Source organism: Curtobacterium sp. MCPF17_050 (genome assembly GCF_003224435.2).
Classification (GTDB): Bacteria; Actinomycetota; Actinomycetes; order Actinomycetales; family Microbacteriaceae; genus Curtobacterium.
Map to the genome: position 1 here is coordinate 1,868,420 of NZ_CP126250.1, position 19,275 is coordinate 1,887,694.

Annotated in this window: 10 protein-coding genes and 1 pseudogene; 1 reads left to right on the forward strand and 10 read right to left on the reverse strand. The window is 75.0% G+C overall.

Translation table 11 applies throughout. From position 1 onward, the window contains the following. Positions 1–8 precede the first annotated feature (8 nt). From DEJ34_RS08885 to DEJ34_RS08895, 3 genes are read right to left on the reverse strand one after another with little or no spacing between them, the layout of a single operon-like run. A complete protein-coding gene (locus tag DEJ34_RS08885) occupies positions 9–1,094 on the reverse strand; it encodes a 1-deoxy-D-xylulose-5-phosphate reductoisomerase (RefSeq protein ID WP_110910799.1) in 1,086 nt (361 codons plus the stop codon). A 5-nt stretch (positions 1,095–1,099) separates the two neighbouring features. Continuing rightward, a complete protein-coding gene (locus DEJ34_RS08890) occupies positions 1,100–2,068 on the reverse strand; it encodes an FKBP-type peptidyl-prolyl cis-trans isomerase (protein WP_110910798.1) in 969 nt (322 codons plus the stop codon). A 5-nt stretch (positions 2,069–2,073) separates the two neighbouring features. Continuing rightward, positions 2,074–2,571, reverse strand: coding sequence for an OsmC family protein (locus tag DEJ34_RS08895; protein WP_110910797.1), 498 nt, complete (start codon positions 2,569–2,571; stop codon positions 2,074–2,076). Positions 2,572–2,612: 41 nt separating this feature from the next. On the opposite strand from DEJ34_RS08895, the gene DEJ34_RS08900 reads away from it, so the two are divergent. Continuing rightward, on the forward strand, positions 2,613–3,599 hold the full coding sequence (locus tag DEJ34_RS08900) for an asparaginase (RefSeq protein WP_110910796.1): 987 nt from the start codon (positions 2,613–2,615) through the stop codon (positions 3,597–3,599). Positions 3,600–4,690: 1,091 nt separating this feature from the next. Here the strand turns inward: DEJ34_RS08900 and DEJ34_RS08905 are convergent. From DEJ34_RS08905 to DEJ34_RS08930, 7 genes and pseudogenes are all read right to left on the reverse strand, one after another. Continuing rightward, positions 4,691–6,715, reverse strand: coding sequence for an FHA domain-containing protein (locus tag DEJ34_RS08905; RefSeq protein WP_220032798.1), 2,025 nt, complete (start codon positions 6,713–6,715; stop codon positions 4,691–4,693). 93 nt (positions 6,716–6,808) lie between these two features. Next, positions 6,809–6,853 (reverse strand): annotated as a pseudogene (locus DEJ34_RS15755) (hypothetical protein); the annotation flags it as partial. A gap of 96 nt (positions 6,854–6,949) precedes the next feature. After that, on the reverse strand, positions 6,950–9,289 hold the full coding sequence (locus tag DEJ34_RS08910; RefSeq protein WP_110910793.1) for a transglutaminase-like domain-containing protein: 2,340 nt from the start codon (positions 9,287–9,289) through the stop codon (positions 6,950–6,952). After that, positions 9,286–10,596: a DUF58 domain-containing protein gene (locus DEJ34_RS08915; RefSeq protein ID WP_110910874.1), complete on the reverse strand. Its 1,311-nt coding sequence runs from the start codon at positions 10,594–10,596 to the stop codon at positions 9,286–9,288. The genes DEJ34_RS08910 and DEJ34_RS08915 overlap by 4 nt, the downstream gene beginning before the upstream one ends. 95 nt (positions 10,597–10,691) lie before the next feature. Further along, positions 10,692–11,663, reverse strand: a complete 972-nt coding sequence (locus DEJ34_RS08920) for an AAA family ATPase (RefSeq protein WP_284180677.1) — start codon at positions 11,661–11,663, stop codon at positions 10,692–10,694. A 207-nt stretch (positions 11,664–11,870) separates the two neighbouring features. Beyond that, the gene (locus tag DEJ34_RS08925; RefSeq protein ID WP_110911931.1) at positions 11,871–17,810 is read right to left on the reverse strand and encodes an Ig-like domain-containing protein; all 5,940 of its coding nucleotides are present in this window, start codon (positions 17,808–17,810) and stop codon (positions 11,871–11,873) included. Beyond that, positions 17,783–19,195, reverse strand: a complete 1,413-nt coding sequence (locus DEJ34_RS08930; RefSeq protein WP_110911930.1) for a serine/threonine-protein kinase — start codon at positions 19,193–19,195, stop codon at positions 17,783–17,785. Before DEJ34_RS08930 ends, DEJ34_RS08925 begins: the two co-directional genes overlap by 28 nt. Between the last annotated feature and the right edge of the window lie 80 nt (positions 19,196–19,275).

The following is a 19,275-nucleotide window of genomic DNA, read 5'->3' on the forward strand; positions in this document are numbered from 1 at the left end:
GGCGCGCGTCAGCGGGCGAGGATGCGGTCGGCCTGCTGGCGGGCCCACCGCTCCGCGGCGAGGACGCCGTCGAGCGACGGCTCCCCCGCCGTGTGGTCGTCGACGACCCGCGCCACCGTGTCGACGATGTCGAGGAACCCGATCGCCCCCGCGTGGAAGGCGGCGACGGCCTGCTCGTTGGCGGCGTTGAACACGGCGGGGAAGGTGCCGCCGAGCGAGCCCACCCGCTTGGCGAGGTCGACGGCGCCGAAGGCGGCGGCGTCGAGCGGCTCGAACGTCCACGTGCTCGCGGTCGTCCAGTCCAGCGGCACGCCGACGTGCGGGACCCGGTGGGGCCAGGCGAGGCCGAGGGCGATCGGCAGCCGCATGTCCGGCGGAGACGCCTGCGCGATGGTCGAGCCGTCGACGAACTCCACCATCGAGTGCACGACCGACTGCGCGTGCACGGTGACGTCGATGCGGTCGTAGGGGACGCCGAAGAGCAGGTGCGCCTCGATGACCTCGAGGCCCTTGTTCACCAGGGTCGCCGAGTTCGTGGTCACCACGAGGCCCATGTCCCACGTCGGGTGGGCGAGCGCCTGCGCCGGTGCGACGTCAACGAGGTCGTTCCGCGAGCGCCCGCGGAACGGACCGCCGCTCGCGGTGAGGACGAGCCGACGGACCTCGGCGTCGGTGCCCGATCGGAGCGCCTGGGCGATCGCGGAGTGCTCGCTGTCGACCGGGACGATCTGCCCGGGTGCCGCGGCGGCCTGCACGAGCGGGCCCCCGACGATGAGGCTCTCCTTGTTCGCCAGCGCGAGCGTCGCGCCGGTCTCGAGGACCGCGAGGGTCGGACCGAGCCCGACGGATCCGGTGATCCCGTTGAGCACGACGTCGGCCTCGACGCTGCGGACGAGTCGTTCCGCGTCGGCGGCCCCGAGCGCGGTGTCGCGGACGCCGTACCGGTCGGCCTGCTCGGCGAGGGTGGCGGTGTCCGTGCCCGCGGTCAGGCCGACGAGCTCGAAGCGGTCGGGGTTCCGCTCGATGACGTCGAGCGCCTGCGTGCCGATCGACCCCGTGCTGCCGAGGAGGACGACCCGGCGGCGGCCCGACACCGGGCTCAGCCCTTGGCCAGCAGGTCGACGACGAACACGAGGGTCGCGTTCGCGGGGATGCCCGAGCCCTCCGGCGGGTTGGCGCCGTAGCCGTCCTCCGGGGTGACGACGATCAAGACCTGCGAGCCGATCTTCTGCCCGACCAGTCCCTTGACGAACCCGGGGATGAGCCCGCTGTTCGAGATCGTGAAGGTCGTCGGCGAGCCCTTCGACCACGAGGAGTCGAACTCCTTGCCGCCCTTGTACGCGACCCCCTTGTACTGCACGAGCGCGGTGTCGCCGTCCTCGATGACGTCACCGTCACCCTGCTTGATGACCTCGGCCGTGGTCTTCGTGGGTGCGTCGGTGTCCGGGATGGTGATCTCGGGCTCGCCGTCCGCCTTGTCCTCGACCGTGGGGAGCGCCGGGTCCTGGTCCTGCGGCGTGCCGGTCGACTTGGTCGGGGTCTGCTCGACGACGTCCGCGACGACGACGATCGACCCGCTCGTGTTGAAGCCGAGTGCGGCGGCCTGACCGACGACGGCGACGCGGTCACCGACGTGCGCGCAGGCGAGGAGGGCGCCGAAGCCGGTGCCGCCCACGGAGAGGACCTGGGGGTTCCCCTGGTCGAAGCCGACGGTCACGAGGTTCTTCGCGTCCTTCGCGTCGTACGCGGAGTACGCGACCTGGACGAAGTCGCCCTCGGCGAGTGCGGCGCCCGTGCCCTTCACGGTGCGGGTCGCCTGCGGCGGGTCGGCGGTGAGGCCGTCGTCGAACGTCACCTTCGGCGCCCGGGAACCGCCGACGTCACCCGTGGCGTCGATCGAGTCCGACGCTCCGCCCGGCTTCGGGCACGACGTGATCGGCGCGGCCGTGGCCTTCGGGGTGGACGATGCGGAGGCCGAGGCGTCCGAGGAGCCGGACCCCGAGCAGGCGGCGAGGCCGAGGATCACGGCGGGCACGAGGGCGATCGGGAGCAGGCGGAGACGCTTCACACTGGTCATCCTGCCGTACCCACCGATGCGTCGGCTCCGAGGACGACGATCTCGGGCTCGTGGTGGACGGGGAACGCGACGGACCGCGCGATGAAGCACAGCCGGTTCGCTTCGGCGTGTGCCGCCCGTGCGTCCTCCACCCGGTCCGCCTCGCGGATCGTCACGACGGGACGGAGGACCGCACCCGTGAGTTCGCCGGAGCCGTCGCGGTGGAGGTCGAGACCGGCCGTGGCACGGTCCTCGTACGCGACCACCGTGAAGCCCGTGGTCACGGCGACGTGCAGGTAGCTGAGCATGTGGCACTGGCTCAGGGCGGCGAGGACGAGCTCCTCGGGGTTCCACCGGTCGCGGTCCCCGCGGAACGTCGGGTCGGCGCTGCCGGGGACGTCCGGCTTGCCCGCGGCGCTGACGACGTGCTCGCGTCCGTAGTCGCGGTGCCCGCTCGTGCCGGTCCCCCGGTCGCCGGTCCAGTGGACGGAGACCTCGTAGGAGTGGTCGTTCATCGCGGTCCTCTCGTCGTGTGGGTCGTCGGTAGGATCGCGCCATGCGCACGGCCACCAGCACCGACCGTCATCCTCTCACCGCCGACGGCTCGGTCGAACTGGCCGTCCTCGAACGGTCCGGCTTCGACGAGAGCCGTCACGTCGGCGCGGGCGTCGTCGTCGGCGCGGACGGCACCGTGCTCGACGCCGTCGGCGACGTGGGCGCCAGCATCTACCCCCGTTCGACGATGAAACCCCTGCAGGCGCTGGCGGTCCGACGTGCCGGGGCGCTCTTCTCGGGCGCGGAGCTGGTGATGACGACGGCGAGTCACGCCGGGACACTGTCCCACCAGTCCCTCGCGATGCGGATGCTCGAGCGCTTCGACCACGTCGAGGAGGACCTCGGGTGCCCGCCCGACCTGCCGTTCGACCGGGACACCGCGCGGAGCATGACGGGTCCCCGTCGGCTGGCGATGAACTGCTCGGGCAAGCACGCCGGCATGCTCGCCGCGTGCCGGGTGCACGGGTGGGACGAGGCGACGTACCTCGACATCGAGCACCCGCTGCAGCAGGCGGTCCGGAGCACGGTGGAGGACGCCACCGGCGAGGTCGTCGACGTCGTCGGGACCGACGGCTGCGGCGCACCGGTGTTCCCGCTCACCCTCACCGGACTGGCGCGGGGCATCGCCGGGGTCGTGGCGCGTGCCGACGAGGACTCCGCCGCCCTGACCGACGCGGTCCTGGCGGATCCGTGGGCGATCGACGGCGTCGGCCGGGCGAACACCGTCACCATCGAACGACTCGGGCTCCTCGCGAAGCTCGGTGCGGAGGGCGTCATGGTGATGGGTGTGCCGGGCGGGCCGGCCGTCGCCGTCAAGGTGCTCGACGGAGCCCTCCGTGCCGGGACGCTCGCGGCCCTGACGTTGCTCGTCCGCAACGACCTGGTCGACGCCGTCGCCGCGGACGAGGTGCTGCAGGCGACCGGCGAGCGTGTCCTCGGTGGCGGTCTGCCGGTCGGCGCGGTCCGCGTCGGAGCGGGTCTCCGCTGAGCTGACCGGGGGCGACGAGACCGGCCCTCCGGACGCACCGGGCCGGATGGACACGTCCCGGACCCGACCGGGGAAGCCGATGCCCTCTCGGTCCCCCACCCGGGCCCGCTGTGGTCGTCGGCGAGGGACGAGCGCTCGTCCGCGGAGAGCACGAGGAGCGGCAGCGTCGGCATGATGACCGTCCCGACGTCGTCGTCCCCGGCGGTGTCCGCGGTGCCCCCGACCCGGTGTCTCCCGGTCAGCCGGCACCCGTAGCGCGTCACGTCCACGACGGCACCCGTCCGGCGCGGGGTGGCCGCGAGCCCGGGGACCAGGACGACGGTCCCGAGCAGGGCACCGTCGTCGGCGACCGCCGCCGCCGCCGCGTGCCCCTCGGGGAGCCCGGCGCGGACGGTGCGGCGGCCGAGCACGCCCGTGTCCGCCGCGACACGGAGCTCTGCGCCGGGCACGTCCGGTCCGGCGCGCGGCACGAGGCCCTCGAGCTGGTCGACGAGGGCTTCGAAGACGGCGCGGGCCAGCGCGCCGCGACCACGCACGACGACTCCGCCGGCAGCGCCGACCGTGACGATCCGGCCCGCGGGGTCCCGCCCGACGAGCAGTTCCCCACCCGGTGTCGGCGGGAACGAGCAGACGTCCGCGTCTGGCCCGGTCGCGCCGCACCGGTCGTCCGCGGGACCGGCCGCCGATGCCTCGCCGCCGCACCGGTCGGCCGCGGGACCGGTCGCCGATGCCTCGCCGCCGCACCGGTCGGCCGCGGGACCGGTCGCCGGGCCTGGCGGGACGACGACCGTCGGTGCCCGCGGAAGACCGTCAGCCGGTCGCACCGCGAGACCGAGCACCGCGACGACGGCCGCCGCCACGAGCAGCACCGTCCGGTCGTCGCCGGTGGACACGACGGCCCAGACCGTCACGAGGATGGCGACGGCCGAGGCGACGCTCCGAGCGGTCCGCGGGTCCATGCACCCATCGCACCGCACCTGACCATCGCGCGGTGCTGGCTCCGGGCCGCTGTGGAGAACCGGCGCGGAGCAGGTCGGTCGTGGACGAGCGGTCCCGACACGGGGCGGTGCTGCGCGCGCACCGGCCCGACCTCACTGGACGAGGAAGAACTGCTCCCCGATGTCGACGCGTGCGCCGCGCTCGACGCGGTACCGCCGTCCGGGCTCGCACCGCCGGATCGACCCGTCGATGTGCCGGATCATCGTGCCGTTGCCCGAGTAGCGGTCGGAGACCCAGAGGTCGTCACCGTCCCGCCCGAGTTCCAGGTGGGTCTTCGAGACGGACTTGCCCGGATCGCGGATCGTCAGCAGGCCGTCGAACTGCTCGTCGGCCTCGGGGCGCGGGAGTCGGCCGAGCAGCGCGGACCCGTGCACGCCGAGGCGCTCGCCCGTGCTGAAGTGCAGCAGGAACGGAGCCTGCGCGGGTGCGCGGGACACGATCCGGGTCTCCTCGACGTCCTCGTCCGGGCCCGCGTCGTGGTCCGTCGGAACGGCGGCACCGGTCGCCTCGGTCGCACCGGACCGCGGCGGGGCGACCGGCGGGAGCGAGGCGGCGACCGGCGGGAGCGGGGCGGCGACCGGCGGGAGCGGGGCGGCGACCGGTGGGACGGGAGCACCGTCGGACGTGAGCCGGGGGCTCGTGCCGGGCAGGGCCTCCGCGCCGGGTCCGCCGGCATCGTCGACGGACGGCGCACCGACCGACTCATCGGGCTGCGCGTCGGACGCTCCAGCCGGACGGGCCGCACCGCGGTCGTCGGCGGCGTCGCCCGGCACGACGTCCGTCGTCCCGTCGGTCCCGGCCTGGCCGGCACCGTCGTCGTGACCGGCGGCACCGTCGTCGTGACCAGCGGCGCCGTCGTCGTGAGCGTCGTCGGAGGTGGAGGAGGGGCGACCAGCCGCATCCGAGTCCGCGGCGGCAGGGGCCCCCGGGGTGCTCGTGCTCACCGGACCGCTGTCCGGACCGCGGTCGTCCAGGTCCTCGTGGCCGTCGCGGTCCGCCGATGCGTTCCGGTCGTCGGACGGGTCGACAGCACCGGAGGCATCGGGTGCCTCGGCGCCGTCGCGCCCACCAGGGGCGACGTCGTTCCGGCCGTCCGCGTCCGGACCGCTGCGGACGGCGTCGTCGTCCGCGTCGGGGAGTTCGCCGGAGTCCGCGTCGGGCAGTCCGTCCGACTCCTCGGTCAGGTCGTGCGCGTCGGAGACGGCGCTGCGGAGGGCGTCCTCGTCGGCGGCCCAGTCCGGGCGGGCGAGCGGGAGGGGCATCACCGGCCCCGTGAAGGCGGCGGTCACGGCGGGGCGGACCGATCCGCACTCCTCGCAGAAGATGTCATCCGGCTCGAGGGTGTGGCCGCAGACGTGGCAGACCGTGCTCTGGCTGCCGGGGGCGACGAGCGGTGTGGGGCGCGGCGCCCGGCGCTCGGCCGGCAGCTGGAAGACCGCGGTGTCGCCCGGCCGGGGCGCATCGTCCGTCCGCTGCACGCCCGCGTCGTCGCCGGTCCCCCCGGGAGTCGTCTGCTCGCTCGTCGTCTCGGCGGACGGGGCGCGACCGATCCACCAGGACGGTCCGGTCGGAGGGGCGGCGGGCGTCGACGGCGGTGACCAGACCGGCTCGACGGCGGTCGATCCGGCCCCCGACGACGGGGGCGTGTCCCCCTGGTCCGCTCCGCGCTCGTCCCAGGCGTCGGCGCGCTGGACCTCCGGGTCGTCCTGCGGCGCGAGCGTCTCGGCGGGGAAAGCATCGGGGTCGAGCGTCGGTTCGACGGGTTCCGCTCCGGGACCCTCGGTCGAGCGTCCGGTCCAGTCGCCGAGACCGGTCCCGGAACCGTGCACGTGCGACGGCGCGCTCCGCGGGGCGAGGTCGTCCGCTGTGGGAGTGCCCCGATCGACGGAGGCGGCTGACTGCCCGGAGCCCGATCGCGGGGAGGCGGGAGCGTCGTGGTCCTGGTGCTCCGTCCCGGTCCGGTCCTGGCGACCCGCCGTCGTGGCGTCCGCGACCGGGGACGCGCCGTGGTCGGCACCGGTCAGCCATGCGCGCGTGGCCGGGTCGAGGGTGGACTCGGGCAGCCAGCCGTCGGCAGCGGGATCGACCCCGCGTCCGGGGACGCCGGGCTGCTGCAACGGGGGTGGGGTGCCACGGTCGACGGCTTCAGCGGGTGCGGTGCGACGCGCTGCCGAGGTCGTGACGGCTCGTCCGCACTCACCGCAGAAGATCGCTCCGTCCGGGAGCGTCGATCCGCAGTGTTCGCATCTGATCACAGGGTGCCTCTGTCCTCGTCCGACCGTCCGTCAGGTGGTTCCGGCCTCCGGACATCGTAGTCACCGCCGCTCCGAGCGCCCTCCGCTCGTCCGGAGTCAGCGGACCCAGCGGCCGGAGCGGAATGAGCGCACCGAGACGGCGGCGCGGAACCGCTCCCGTCGCGTCCGACCGGACCGCAGCTCGGCCACGGCCGCGTCGGTCGCGTCCCACATCCGGTCCGCCGTCCGGTCGTCGACGTCCGACGGGCCGAAGACCGCCCGGTCCGCCAGGGCCGAGAGGCCGGTCGCTGCGTCACCCGGTGCTGCCACCGCGACCTCGCGCCGGGTGGCGGTGGCGGCGACCGCATGACCGTTGTCGAGCAGGGCGTCCCGGTACTCGTCCCAGGCGCCGACGACCCGGGCCCGTGCGGCCGGGGCACGGCGGCGACGACGACGGCGGAGGCGCTTCAGGACGAGCACGACGACGACCGGCAGGAGCACGAGCGCCGCGACCCCGAGCACGCCCAGCGCCCACGGCAGCACCGCGAGGAGCAGCTGCAGCCAGAACGGGCGTGCGGGCGGGGCGTCCGGGTCGGCCTGCGGCGGCGTCTGCTGCTCCTGCACCTGGGGTTCCGCGGGCGGCGGCGGGACGATGGTCTCGGGACGGGTGACGGGCTGCGGCGTCTGGTCGGACTCCTCGGGGATCTCCCGGACGACGGGGTTCGGGTCGAGCAGGACCCACCCGTACTCGGCCGTGTCCACCTCGATGCGTGCCGTGACGTCACTCCCCCGGAACGTCGTGCGGCCACCGGCACCGGTGGTCGGCGTCGTCCCGGAGTCACCGCCCGCCGTGAACCCCATGACGACCCGCGCCGGGAAGCCGATCTGCTGCGCCATGAGCGCGGCCGCGACGGCGTACTGCTCCTGGTCCCCCACCACGGGCTGGCCGGTGAGCAGCTCCTCGATGCGGTCGGCCCCGTGCCCGGACCGGCTCGCGCGGTCGTCGCCGACGCCGTGGCTCACGTACCCGGTGCGGGCCAGGGCCGAGAGCGCTGCGACGAGTCGGGCCCCGTCGGACGCGCCGGGCTCGGACACGGCCTGCACGGCGTCCCGGACCGCGTCCGGCACGGCCCGTGGCGTCGGCACCGACACCGTCCCGGGCCGGGCCGCCGTGAGCTGGCGCTCGGTCGGCTGGGCGGGCAGGACCGCGGAGAGCGTGTAGCGGGTGCCCGCGGAGACGCCGCCGACGAGTGCACCCGTGCTGGTCGCGCGGTCGTAGAAGAACCCGGTGCGGTCCCGGTCCGCGGTGCGTCCCTGGAAGGTCACCGTCTCGAGGTCGCCGACGGTGGGCAGCCAGACGTCCCGGTACCCGTCGACCGTGACGCCCACCCTGACGCGCGTGCCGCGGACACCGGACACGTCGACCGAGGTCGGGACGCGCTCGAACGTCCCGGACGCGGTGGCGCCGTCCGGGCCACCCACGCGGTAGACGACGCCGTCGTAGGTGTCGAGGGTCGCGATCCGGACGAAGCCGCCGCGCGGCAGGCCGGTGACGGTGAGCTGCGGGACGTCGACCTGGTCGTCCTCCTGGTAGGCGCGGAAGCCGCTCAGCGGGCTGACGTGGTCGCGCGGGTCGAACGGCCGCACGACGTCGGTCCGTGCCACGGTCCGGCCCGCCGACGGCGGGACGAGGAGCCCGAGCCCGGTCGCGACGAGGGCCGCCGCCGCGATCGTCGCGGTCCCGACGAGCGCCGGCCGCACGACCGCCCGGAGCACCGGGACGGGCTGGCCGACGGTCTCGGCGACCGTCGTGGCCCGCCGGACGTGCCGGACGCTGAGCGCCCAGGCCAGCGCGGCACCCACGAGCGCGACCGCCAGGGCGACCGAGGTGGCCAACCGGGTCGGTCCGACCGCCACCCCCGCGGCGAAGACGACGAGCGGTGCCAGCCCCGCCGCCTCCGGACGGGAGGCCCGGGTCGCGACCGTCACGCCCACCACCGTCGCGAGGAGGGCCGTCACGAAGTACGGCACGAGCAGCGCCTCGTAGGACCCGACCGGCAGGCTGACGGTCACGAGCTGCCGCCACCCGAGCGCGACGCCGGCGAGGAGGTCCACGACACCCGGTCCGGTCGGAAGGACCCCGTCCGCGCGGTCCGGGACGGCCGCGGGCACCCCGGTCACGACGAAACCGACGACGGTGAGCACCGCCACCGCGGCCGCCGGCAGCCGGAGGACGAGGCCGAGGACCGCCACGAGGGTCCCGACCACCACGGCCGTCGTGCCGGCGACGACCATCGCGCCGTCGCGGTGCACGGGCCACCAGGCGACGCTCGCCAGGGCGACGAGGACCCAGACGGCCCCGGTGCCCGCGACGAGGCGCACGACGGGACGACGACGACGCGCCGGCGGTCGACGTGCGGCGCCGCGGGGCCGTTCGCGGAGGGGCGTCGTCGTCATGCGGCAGCCGACCGGTGCAGCGCGTGCCGGAGGTCCTCGAGGTACCCGATCGTCAGCACGGTCAGTCCGGCGACCCGGACCGAGCGCGGGACGGCCTCGGGCTCGCACACGACGGCGACGACCCCGACCCCGACCGGGAACCGCGTCGCCGCGAGGCGGAGGGCGGGCAGGCCGACCGCGCTGCCGACGACCAGGAAGGCGACCGAGATGCCTGCCGCGTCCCGCCCGACGAGTCGCGCGACCTCGGCGACCGGCAGGCATGCCTCGGCGAGGCCGACGCTCGCGAAGGCGTCGAGCAGCCGCGTCGGCGTGACGGTCGGCAGTGACTCGAGCGCGTACACCGGCCGCTTCGCGAACTCGGGGGTGCGTTCGGACACCACGACGGTGACCTCGCGGCCGTCCCGGACCGCTCGAGTGCCGAGCGAGGCGGCGGCGCTGACGGCCAGCTCGAACTCGTCCTCGTCGCGGTACTCGGTGTCCGAGACACCGAGGGCGACGACGAGGTGCGACCGACGCGTGTCCTCGAACTGCCGCACCATGAACGCACCGGTCTTCGCCGTCGACTTCCAGTGGATGGTGCGCGGGTCGTCTCCGGGCATGTACTCGCGGACGGCGTGGAAGGCGATGTCGGCCGGGGACAGGTCGTTCGTCGCCTGCCCCTCGAGGTCCCGTACCAGGCCGGTGCTCGTGGAGGGGATCGCGACCGTGCGCGGGTGGACGATGACCTGTTCCTGCTCGGCCCAGACGAGCTCCCGTCGGACGAGCCCGACCGGGTCGGCACGGACGCCGGTGACCGGACCGACGTCGAGGACACCGCGGCGCGTGGTCGGCACCGGCACCCGGCGGACGTGGGTGCCGTGCGGCGTGACGACCGGCACCGCCACGTCGACGAGCCCGTTGCCGACCGGCAGTTCGAGCGTCGTGGGCACGGACGGGAGGCGCGTGGGGTTCTCGGCGGTGACGGTCACCTCGGCGGGGTCGCCGACCGCGACGCGGTGCTGCGGAAGGGTCATGCCCACGACGAGGCGCGACCGCCCGACGAGCGCCACCGCCGCCACGACGGCGAGGACCGTGCCGGCCCACCCGACGACGACGACCTCGCGGAGGCCGAACCGGTACCCGACGACGAACGCGACGACGGTCAGTGCGAGCACGGTCCAACCGAGCCCGGTGACGACGGCGGCGACCTCGTCCCGGACACGCGTGACGAGCCTCCCGGCCGTGCGCCACACGCGGACGACACCGACGACCGCCTCGGCGGCGACGCCGTCGCGGTCACCGACCAGACGGGTCCGGACGTTCGTCATGCCGGCGACCGTACCGGTGCGACCGTTGACCGTGGCACGACGCGACCGCGTCGCGGACGGGCGACGCGAGCGCGTGGCGACGGGCCGGCGGTCGGTCACCGCGGCGTCCGGTCCGCGGGCGGCGGCGTCTCGACGAGGATCTGTCCGATGACGCTCGACGCGTTGACGCCGTCGAACTCCGCCTCGGCGTCCAGGACGAGGCGGTGGGCGAGCACCGGCTCGGCCAACGCCTTGACGTCGTCCGGTGTGACGTAGTGGCGCCCCTGCACCGCGGCGTAGACGCGTGCGGCGCGGACGAGGCCCATGGCACCGCGGACGCTGACGCCGAGTCGGACCTCGCCGGCGGCGCGGGTCGCGTCGACCAGGCGAGCGACGTAGTCGGCGATGACCGGGTCGACGTGCACGGTGCGGGCGAGCGCGGCGAGCTCGGTGACGCTGGCGGCGGGGACGACGCTCGCGAGCGGGACGGCGGCGGACGGCGCCGAGGACGTCTCGAGGATGCGGACGGTCGCAGCGTGGTCCGGGTAGCCGATCGAGGTCTTCATGAGGAAGCGGTCGAGCTGCGCCTCGGGGAGCCGGTACGTGCCGGCCTGCTCGACCGGGTTCTGCGTGGCGATCACCATGAACGGCGCGCCGAGGCGGTGGCTGACGCCGTCGACCGTGACGGCGGACTCCTCCATCGCCTCGAGGAGTGCGGACTGGGTCTTCGGGCTGGCGCGGTTGATCTCGTCCGCGAGGACGACGTTGGCGAAGACGGGCCCGCGGTGGAACTCGAACTCCTGCGCGCGCTGGTCGTAGACGCTGATGCCGGTGATGTCGCCGGGCAGCAGGTCGGGCGTGAACTGGATGCGGCTCGTCACGCCCTGCACGCTCTGGGCGAGGGCTCGGGCGAGGCTCGTCTTGCCGGTGCCCGGGACGTCCTCGAGCAGCAGGTGCCCCTCGCTGAGCATCGCGGTGACCGCCAGGCGGATCACGAAGGCCTTGCCGAGGAGCACCTGCTCGACGTTCGTCACGATGCGGGCGGCGACGTCGGCGAAGCGGGTGGCCTGCTCCGGGGTCATGGTCATGCGGGTCGTTCCTCGTCGGGTCGGGCGGGGCGCGGGCTGGCGGAGTGCGGGCTGGCGGAGTGCGGGCTGGGGGTGCGGACTGGCGGAGTGCGGTTGGCGGGGTGCTGCGGGCCGGGCCGGTGGGGTCTGGGTCGTCGCGGTCTGGATCGTCGCGGCCTGGCGGGGCACGGCTGACGAGCCGTGTCTGCCCGCGGGGCGGCCCGGCGGTCAGCCGGACGCGCCCTGGCCGGGCGGGTCGCCCGTCCCCGGTGGGTCGCCCTGTCCCGGGATCGGTGCGGGGTCGGGCGCGGGTGCGTCCGGGTCGGGGCCGACGTCGACGGGGTCGGAGTCGGTGCCTGTACGGGTCAGGTCCGCGTCGAACGACGTGGTCACGGACGCCCGGACCGACACCGTCGAGGCGTCCGTCGGCGGGGTGGGCCCGACGCTGGACTCGTCCCACGGGTTGCCGTCCCCTGCGGGCAGGACCGTGCCGTCCGCGTCGTACCAGGTGGCGGTGTAGCGGACCGATCCGACGGCGCTGCCGTCCGGGCCGCTCACCACGATCGGGTGCCCCTGCGCCGCCGTCGTCACGGACGCGGACAGGTCGAGGGCGCCCGCGGTCGCGGAGGTCCGGTCCGAGCAGAACGCGTCACCAGGGGCACCACACGCTTGCAGGGCGACCTTCACGGCGGTGTTGCGCGACCCGGCACCGGGGACACCGGTCCAGGAGTCACCGGGCGCCAGGTCGACCGTCCCGCTCCCGGTGTCGAGGCGGTAGTGGTCGACCTTCGTGGTCGGGGCCGTGACGCGCGCGTCGACGCGGTTCGGCTGGCCTGACGCGACGAGGCCGACCGACGGAGCGACCGGAGCCGCGGGCCGTTCGTAGGCGACCGTGTCCGTGACGGCCACGCTGCAGAACAGGCCGTTGTCGGCGACGACCGCGTACCGCGTCACGCCGGCCGGCACGCCCCGGTCGACGGCGCCGGACGCCGTCCCGACGGGCGTCTCCCCGGCGAGGCTCCGGCAGGTCGGCGTCGAGCCCGCCGCGATCCGGTACGCGGCGTACGACGGCCCGCTGCCGCCCTGGCCGTCGGCCGCGCCCCAGGTCACGGTCACGGTGGACCGCCCGTCGGTGTCGGGCGTGCTGCCGGTCGAGGCGCTGAGGGCGGTGACCGTCCCGGGCGTCCCGACCGCGGCGCCCGTCGCGGAACCGGTGTTCCACTGCACGGCGGTGCCGTCGCGGGCCGCGTCGTTCCGTGCCGAGACCGTGACCGCGTACGTCGCACCGCTGAGGGCGCCGTCGAAGGTCGTGGCGGTGGCACCGCGGACGGTCTTCGTGGTGCTGAGCCCCGGCCCGGCGACGGTGACCACGTACTGGTCGACGAGGCTCCCCCGCGACGGACGCGGCACGGCGTCCCAGCGGACGTCGAGCCGGTTCGGCGTGGTGCGGTCCGGGGCGACCGTCGTGCCGGTCGGTGCCGCGGGCACGAAGTCCGCGCTCATCGCGGCCGACTGCGCGGACGGGTCCGACCGACCGACGGCGTTCGCGGCGGTGACGGAGAACCGGTACGACGCCGTCGGGTCGAGCCCCGTGACCGTGCAGACGGTCGCCGTGCCGCAGTCCTGTGACACGCCGTTCGTCCCCGTCACCCGGTAGCCGGTGATCGCCGAGTTGTTCGCCCGCGGGGTCGACCAGGAGAGCGTCACGCGGCCGCCCTCGGACGACCCGGTCCGGGTCGGGGTCCCGGGCGCGTCGGGCACGTCCTGCACGGAGATCGTGACGTCGCCCCACACGGACCGTGCCGTGTCCCCGGTGACGTCGGCGACACGGTACTGCAGGTGCGCGTCGACCGGCCTCGCGTCACGCGCGACAGTCACGCGGAGGCGCGAGCGGTCGGCACTCGGGGTCACCGAGACGCCGGACGGCAGCCCGCCGCCGAGCCCGCGGATGTCGGTCACGCGGAGCGGCTCGCCGGGGAACGGGTTCGTCGTCCGGTCGTTCGCCAGGACGTCGACCGTCGTGGTCGTGCCACGTGCGACGACGGCGCTGTCCGGCGCGGGCTGCACGAGCGGTCGGGTCGAGGTCACGACGTCGACGACGATCCGGCCCGCGCGACCGGCGTTGGTCGCGTCCGCGACGCCGACGCCGACGGAGGTGCTCGTCCCGGTCCGTGCGGACTCCGGCACCCGCACGGTGAGGCGCTGCCCGGTCACCGAGGCGGTGGTGCCGCCACCCGGTCGGTCGACCACCGAGTACCGCAGCTCCGGCAGGTCGGCCGGGTACGGGTAGTCGGTGAGCTTCGTGAGGTCGAGTGTGCGGGTGTCGCCCGGCTGGAGCTCGAGCGTGGTCCCGCTCAGCGACGGCGGCTGGTTCGACCGGGGCGTGACGGTGATCGGCAGGACCAGGGTCGCGACCCGCCCCTTGCCGCCGTCGGCGTCCGAGCCGTCGGTGACCTCGAACGAGATCGACGCGTTGCCGTAGTACAGCTCGGCGGAGGTGAACTGCAGCGTCGAGCGGTCGACGACGAGCGAGCCGCCGCTGGCGTGGGTGGCCTTCACGGCACCGCGGTCGGTCAGCGTCGCGGTGCGACCGGTGGCGGTCACGACGTAGCGGTCGAGCGGGATCCGCACCGTCGACTCGCTCCGCACCGTGACGGCGGGCGCGGACCGGTCGACCTGGGGCAGGGCGTCGTCGGTGCCGGGCACGTGGACGAAGCCGAGCGAGACGATGTCCGGCTGGTCGCGCAGGGCCACCGAGAACGGGATCACCTGCGACCGTGCCGTGATCCGCACCGCGATCCGGTCGTCGTCGGTGACGCGGGCGCCGCTCCGGTGGCCACCGACGAGGCCGACCCGGAGGTCCGCGCGCGTGCCCTCGGCCGCGAACACGTTCCGGAGCACGTCGACCGTGACGGAGTCGCGCCCGAGGACGTCCTGCAGGTCGAGCACGGTGTCGTCGACCTCGGGCCGGAGCGGCGACGCGTCGGGGTCCACCGTGACGGTGAGGAAGGCGGTGCTGGACCCGGCCCGCTCGTTCGTCACGGTGTACAGGACGGCGAAGTCACCCGCGCGCGCGGACGCGGGCGGCGTGACGCGCACCGTCTCCCCACCGAGGACCCGGGCCCGCACGCCCGACCCCGTCGGCTCGGCGGACGCGACGCGGAGCCGCCCTCCCTCGGGGTCGGAGTCGTTCTGCAGGACCCGGACCGTCACGGTGCCACCGGGCCGGATCGTGACGCGGTCGGCCTGCGCGACCGGGTCGGAGGCCTGGTCTGCACGCGGCGCGATGCCGACGCGGACCGTTCCGGTGGCGCGGGCGCCGAGGGCGTCGACCACCGTGTACGTGAACTCGTCCGTGCCGGCGGAGTAGTCGCCGGCCTCGTACGTCAGCGCTTCCGTCGTGACCTCGGTGACAGCGCCCTTCTCCGGGTTCGACCCGACGCCGACGAGCTGCACGGAGTCGCCGTCCGGGTCGGTGTCGGCGAGGGGCACCGCGATCCGGACCGTCTGCCCGGCGACGACGCGGGCCGTCACCGTCTGGGGCACCGGGGCGCTGTTCGTCGTCCGGTCGCGGTCGCGGACCGAGATGGAGACGGTCGCGTCGGCGGTCTGCCCGTCCGGGCCGGCGACACGGTAGGCCGCCGTGTACGTGCCCGGCGTGGTCGGCGCGAGGTACCGGAGCCGGTCACCCGACACGAACAGCAGGCCGCTGCCGCCCGGGACGTCCTGCACCAGGTCGGGCAGCAGCGTCAGCGAGCCGCCCTCGGGCTGGGTGTCGTTCGCGAGGACGTCGATGTCCGTCACGTCCCCGACGCGGACCGTCGCCGTGTCCGGCTGGGCCACCGGCGGCTGGATGCGGTCCGGCTCCGGGATCTCGACGACGGTCACCGTGCCGGTCGCCGAGGCCAGCCCGTTCGACACCGTGTACCGGAAGGACACCGGGCCGGCCAGCGGGGCGGTCAGCGTCACGCGGACCACGTGCTGGTCGAGGACGCTCGCCTGCACGCCCGATCCGTCCGCGGGGCCGTCGAGCCCGGTCACGAGGAGGACGCCGCCGGACGGGTCGGAGTCGGTCGCCGTGACGTCGGTGTCCTTCGTGCCGAGGGTGTTGACGAACACGGTCTTCGGCGTCGTGACCGGGGCGCTCGAGGCGTCGGGCGGCGCGAGCACCGTGACCCGGACGACGCCGCTCGTGGTCTTGACGCCGTCGGTGACCGTGTACTCGAGCTGGGCGTCGCCGGCGGCCCGCGCGACGACCCGGAAGGTGCCGGCGTCGTAGGACGGGGTGACGGTCAGGCCGGACCCCGACGACACGCTCGTCAGCGTCACCATGCCGTTCCCGCCGCGGACGTGCTCGAGCGGGTCGACCGTGAAGGGCTTGCCGGCGTACCCGGAGACGGGGAACGAGTCGGCGCGGAGCGGGACGTCCCCGGGCGCGGCGACGTCGACCGTGACCGAGCCCCGACCCTGGTCGCGGCCGTCGCTCACGACGACCCGCTGCGTCCGCTCGCCGGTGCGGCCGCTGTCGTTGCGGTAGTCGAGCAGCCCGTCCGGCGTCGTCGAGGCCGCGTCCCCGTCGGACGGCGTCGCCGAGCGGAGGAACACGGGGTCGCCGTCGGGGTCGATCCAGTCCCCGAGGACGTTCGTCGTGACGTGGCCGCCGCGCACGACGTCGGCACGCGTGTCCCGGACCTGCCGCGGCGGCTCGTTGACCGAGTCGGAGCGGACCGTGACGCGCACGGCGGCCGTGTCCGAGCCTCCGTTGCCGTCCGTGATCGTGTACGGGAAGGTCAGGACGCCGGACGCGTCGTCGGGCAGGGTGACCTGCAGCCGCTGCCCGTCGGACACGATCGCGACGGTGCCGCGAGCCGCCGGGACCGTGCCGACCTCGCTCACGACGAGCGGGTCGCCGTTCGGGTCGTGGTCGTTGAGGAGGACCGGGAGGGTCGTGGTGCGTCCGGGACGCGCCCCGAGGTCGTCGTCGACGGCGACCGGCGGTGCCTGGTCCTCCTGCACCTCGGGGTCGTCCTCGGCGATGCGCTCCTGCTGGCGGTCGTCCGTGCTGTCGACGAGGTCCGCCCAGTTGTCGATGAGCTGCCCGCTCCGCCCGACCGCCCACGTCCGGCCGCTGTCCGGGTCGTTCGCGACCACCGCGGCGCCGTTGTGCACGATCCGGAGGGCGGCACCGCCCGGGACGCGGTCGAGGTCCTGCACGGCCCGGCCGGCGCACGTGTCGACGGCCTGGCCGCCGTTCCAGGCGCCGTACGTGCACGAGCCGCTGACGAGGGGTCGTGCGGCCCGCCCGGAGACGGCGAGCGGGACGGCGTCGACGGAACCCGACGGCCCGACCCGGACGAGGCCGGTCGCACCGGCGACGGTGACGCTCGCACCACCGTCCGACGACCGCTGGAGCGCGGGTGCCGCACCGACTCGGCTCGCGACGTCGACCCGGCGCCCGTCCACCGCGAGCACACCGTCGGTCTGGTCGAGCACGGCGACGTGGTCGCCGAACGCGGCGACCTGCAGGTCGTGCGTGCGGTCCATCCGGACCGTCCACCGGTGCGCGACGGTCGGCGTGGCACCGAGGTCGACGAGGGACGCGGTCGACGTGCGGGGCGAGTAGACGGCGACGCGGTCGTCGGCCGCGTCGAACACCGCGTCGGCGCCGAGCGTCAGGTCGGCCTTCGTCGAGGCGTCGAAGTCCTCGAGCGCGGACGCGGGCGTGGTCCAGAGCTCGCCGGTGTCGCCGTTCCCGACGACCGCGGTGCGCCCCGCGAAGAAGACGTCCGGGCTGCCCGCGGGCAGCGTGACGGCGTCACCCAGGGTGGCGTCCGCGACGTCGACCCGTGCGACCGTCCCCTTCGTCCGGTCGACGCTGTACACGGTCGACCCGTGCTGCAGGACGTCGACGGCGTCGGAGGACGTCGACACCGCGGTGTTGAGCTCGAGCACCCCGGGGTTCGCGCGACCGACCGCGCCGTACTCCGCGGACGGCACCCAGACCGTGCCGTCACCGAGGTCGACACGCTGCGTGTGGTACCCGGTCGACACGAGGGCCGTCCCGGCGACGACCGCGCCGACGACGACGGCGACCACGGACGTCAGCGCCGCCGACCGGTGCGCGCGGAACAGCCGCCGGATCACGAGGTGCCGCCGATCGTCGCGCACCGCTGGTCGCTCACGGCCCCGGTACGCCCGTCCCGGTTCACCGCGACGGTGACGCACTCCTCGACGCCCGGGCGTCCGGTGACCACGAAGGACGTGCCGGACTGCTGGCTCGTCGACCCGCCCGAGGTGACGACGTACGTGTCCCCGGGGCGCAGGCCCGGGTCGTCCCAGCGGAACGTGACCGACGACCCGGCCGTGCTCGTGCTGATCCCGGCCACGGTGGGGATGGACGCGTCGGCGTCGCGGGTGACGACCACGACGGCCGTCACCGCCAGTGCGGCGACGACGACGGCGGACGCCACGGAGGCCCACACGACGGTCGTGCGCGGGCCGCGTCGGGCGCGGGCGGACGAGCCGGTGCGGTGCACCGTCCCGACGCTCCGGGAACCGGCGCCGTCGACGCCACCGAGGACGGCTCGGCGCCGACGCCGGCGCCGGCCGGCACGGACGGGAGGCTGGAGGGCGCGGACCACGGTCCGGTCACCCTCCGCGGTCGGTGTCGTCACGGCCCAGCTCTCCACGGCGACGTCGGCGTGCGTCTGCGGGAGGCCGAGCTCGGCCTCGACCTGCTGGAACCCACGCACGAGGTCGAGGACGGTCGCGGGGCGGTCCGCGGGACGACGGGCCATGCCGGCGGCGAGGACGCGCTCGAGGGTCGGGGGGACGTCCGGCCGTCCGGTGGGGCGTGGGCCGCCCTTGTCGATGCGGGCCATCAGGTCGGCGGCGCCGTTCGCACCGCCGGGGACCTCGAACGGGCTCCGCCCGGCGAGCAGGGTCGAGATCGTGGCCGCCAGCGAGTAGACCTCGGACTGGATCGACCCGCGGGACTCGTCGGACAGCACCTCGGGTGCCGACCACGGGATGGACATGCCGATCGGCTCGTCGGGGTCGGCCTCACCGAGGGACGCGGCGATGCCGAAGTCGCTGAGGACCGGGTTGCCGTAGGCCGTCATGAGGATGTTCGACGGCTTGACGTCCCGGTGCAGCACGCCCTCGCGGTGCGCGGTCTCGAGCGCGGCACCGATGCGCACACCGATCGAGAGGACCTGCGACACCGGGACCGGCTCGCGCCGGTAGCGGTCGCTGAGCGACGACGAGCACAGCTCCATGACGAGGTAGGGCCGTCCGTCCGCCGCGACGCTCGCCTGGAAGACGGTGAGGATCGAGGGGTGGGTGCTCAGCCGGGCCATGAGGTTGGCCTCGAGCTGGAACATCTGGCGGACGCGGTCGTCGACGACCTCGTCGAGGAGGACCTTCACCGCGACCTGTCGACGCGGCATGTCCTGCTCGTAGAGGAAGACGTCGGCGAAGCCGCCCGACCCGAGCACGTGCACGGCGGTGAAGCCGGGCAGGACGGGAGGGCTCGACGGCAGCCGGCGGGCCATGGTCGCTCCTTCCCGGCCGGACGGCCTGCTCTCGACACGGTCAGGACAGTCTACGAAGCAGCGGTGACGGCTCGGGGCCG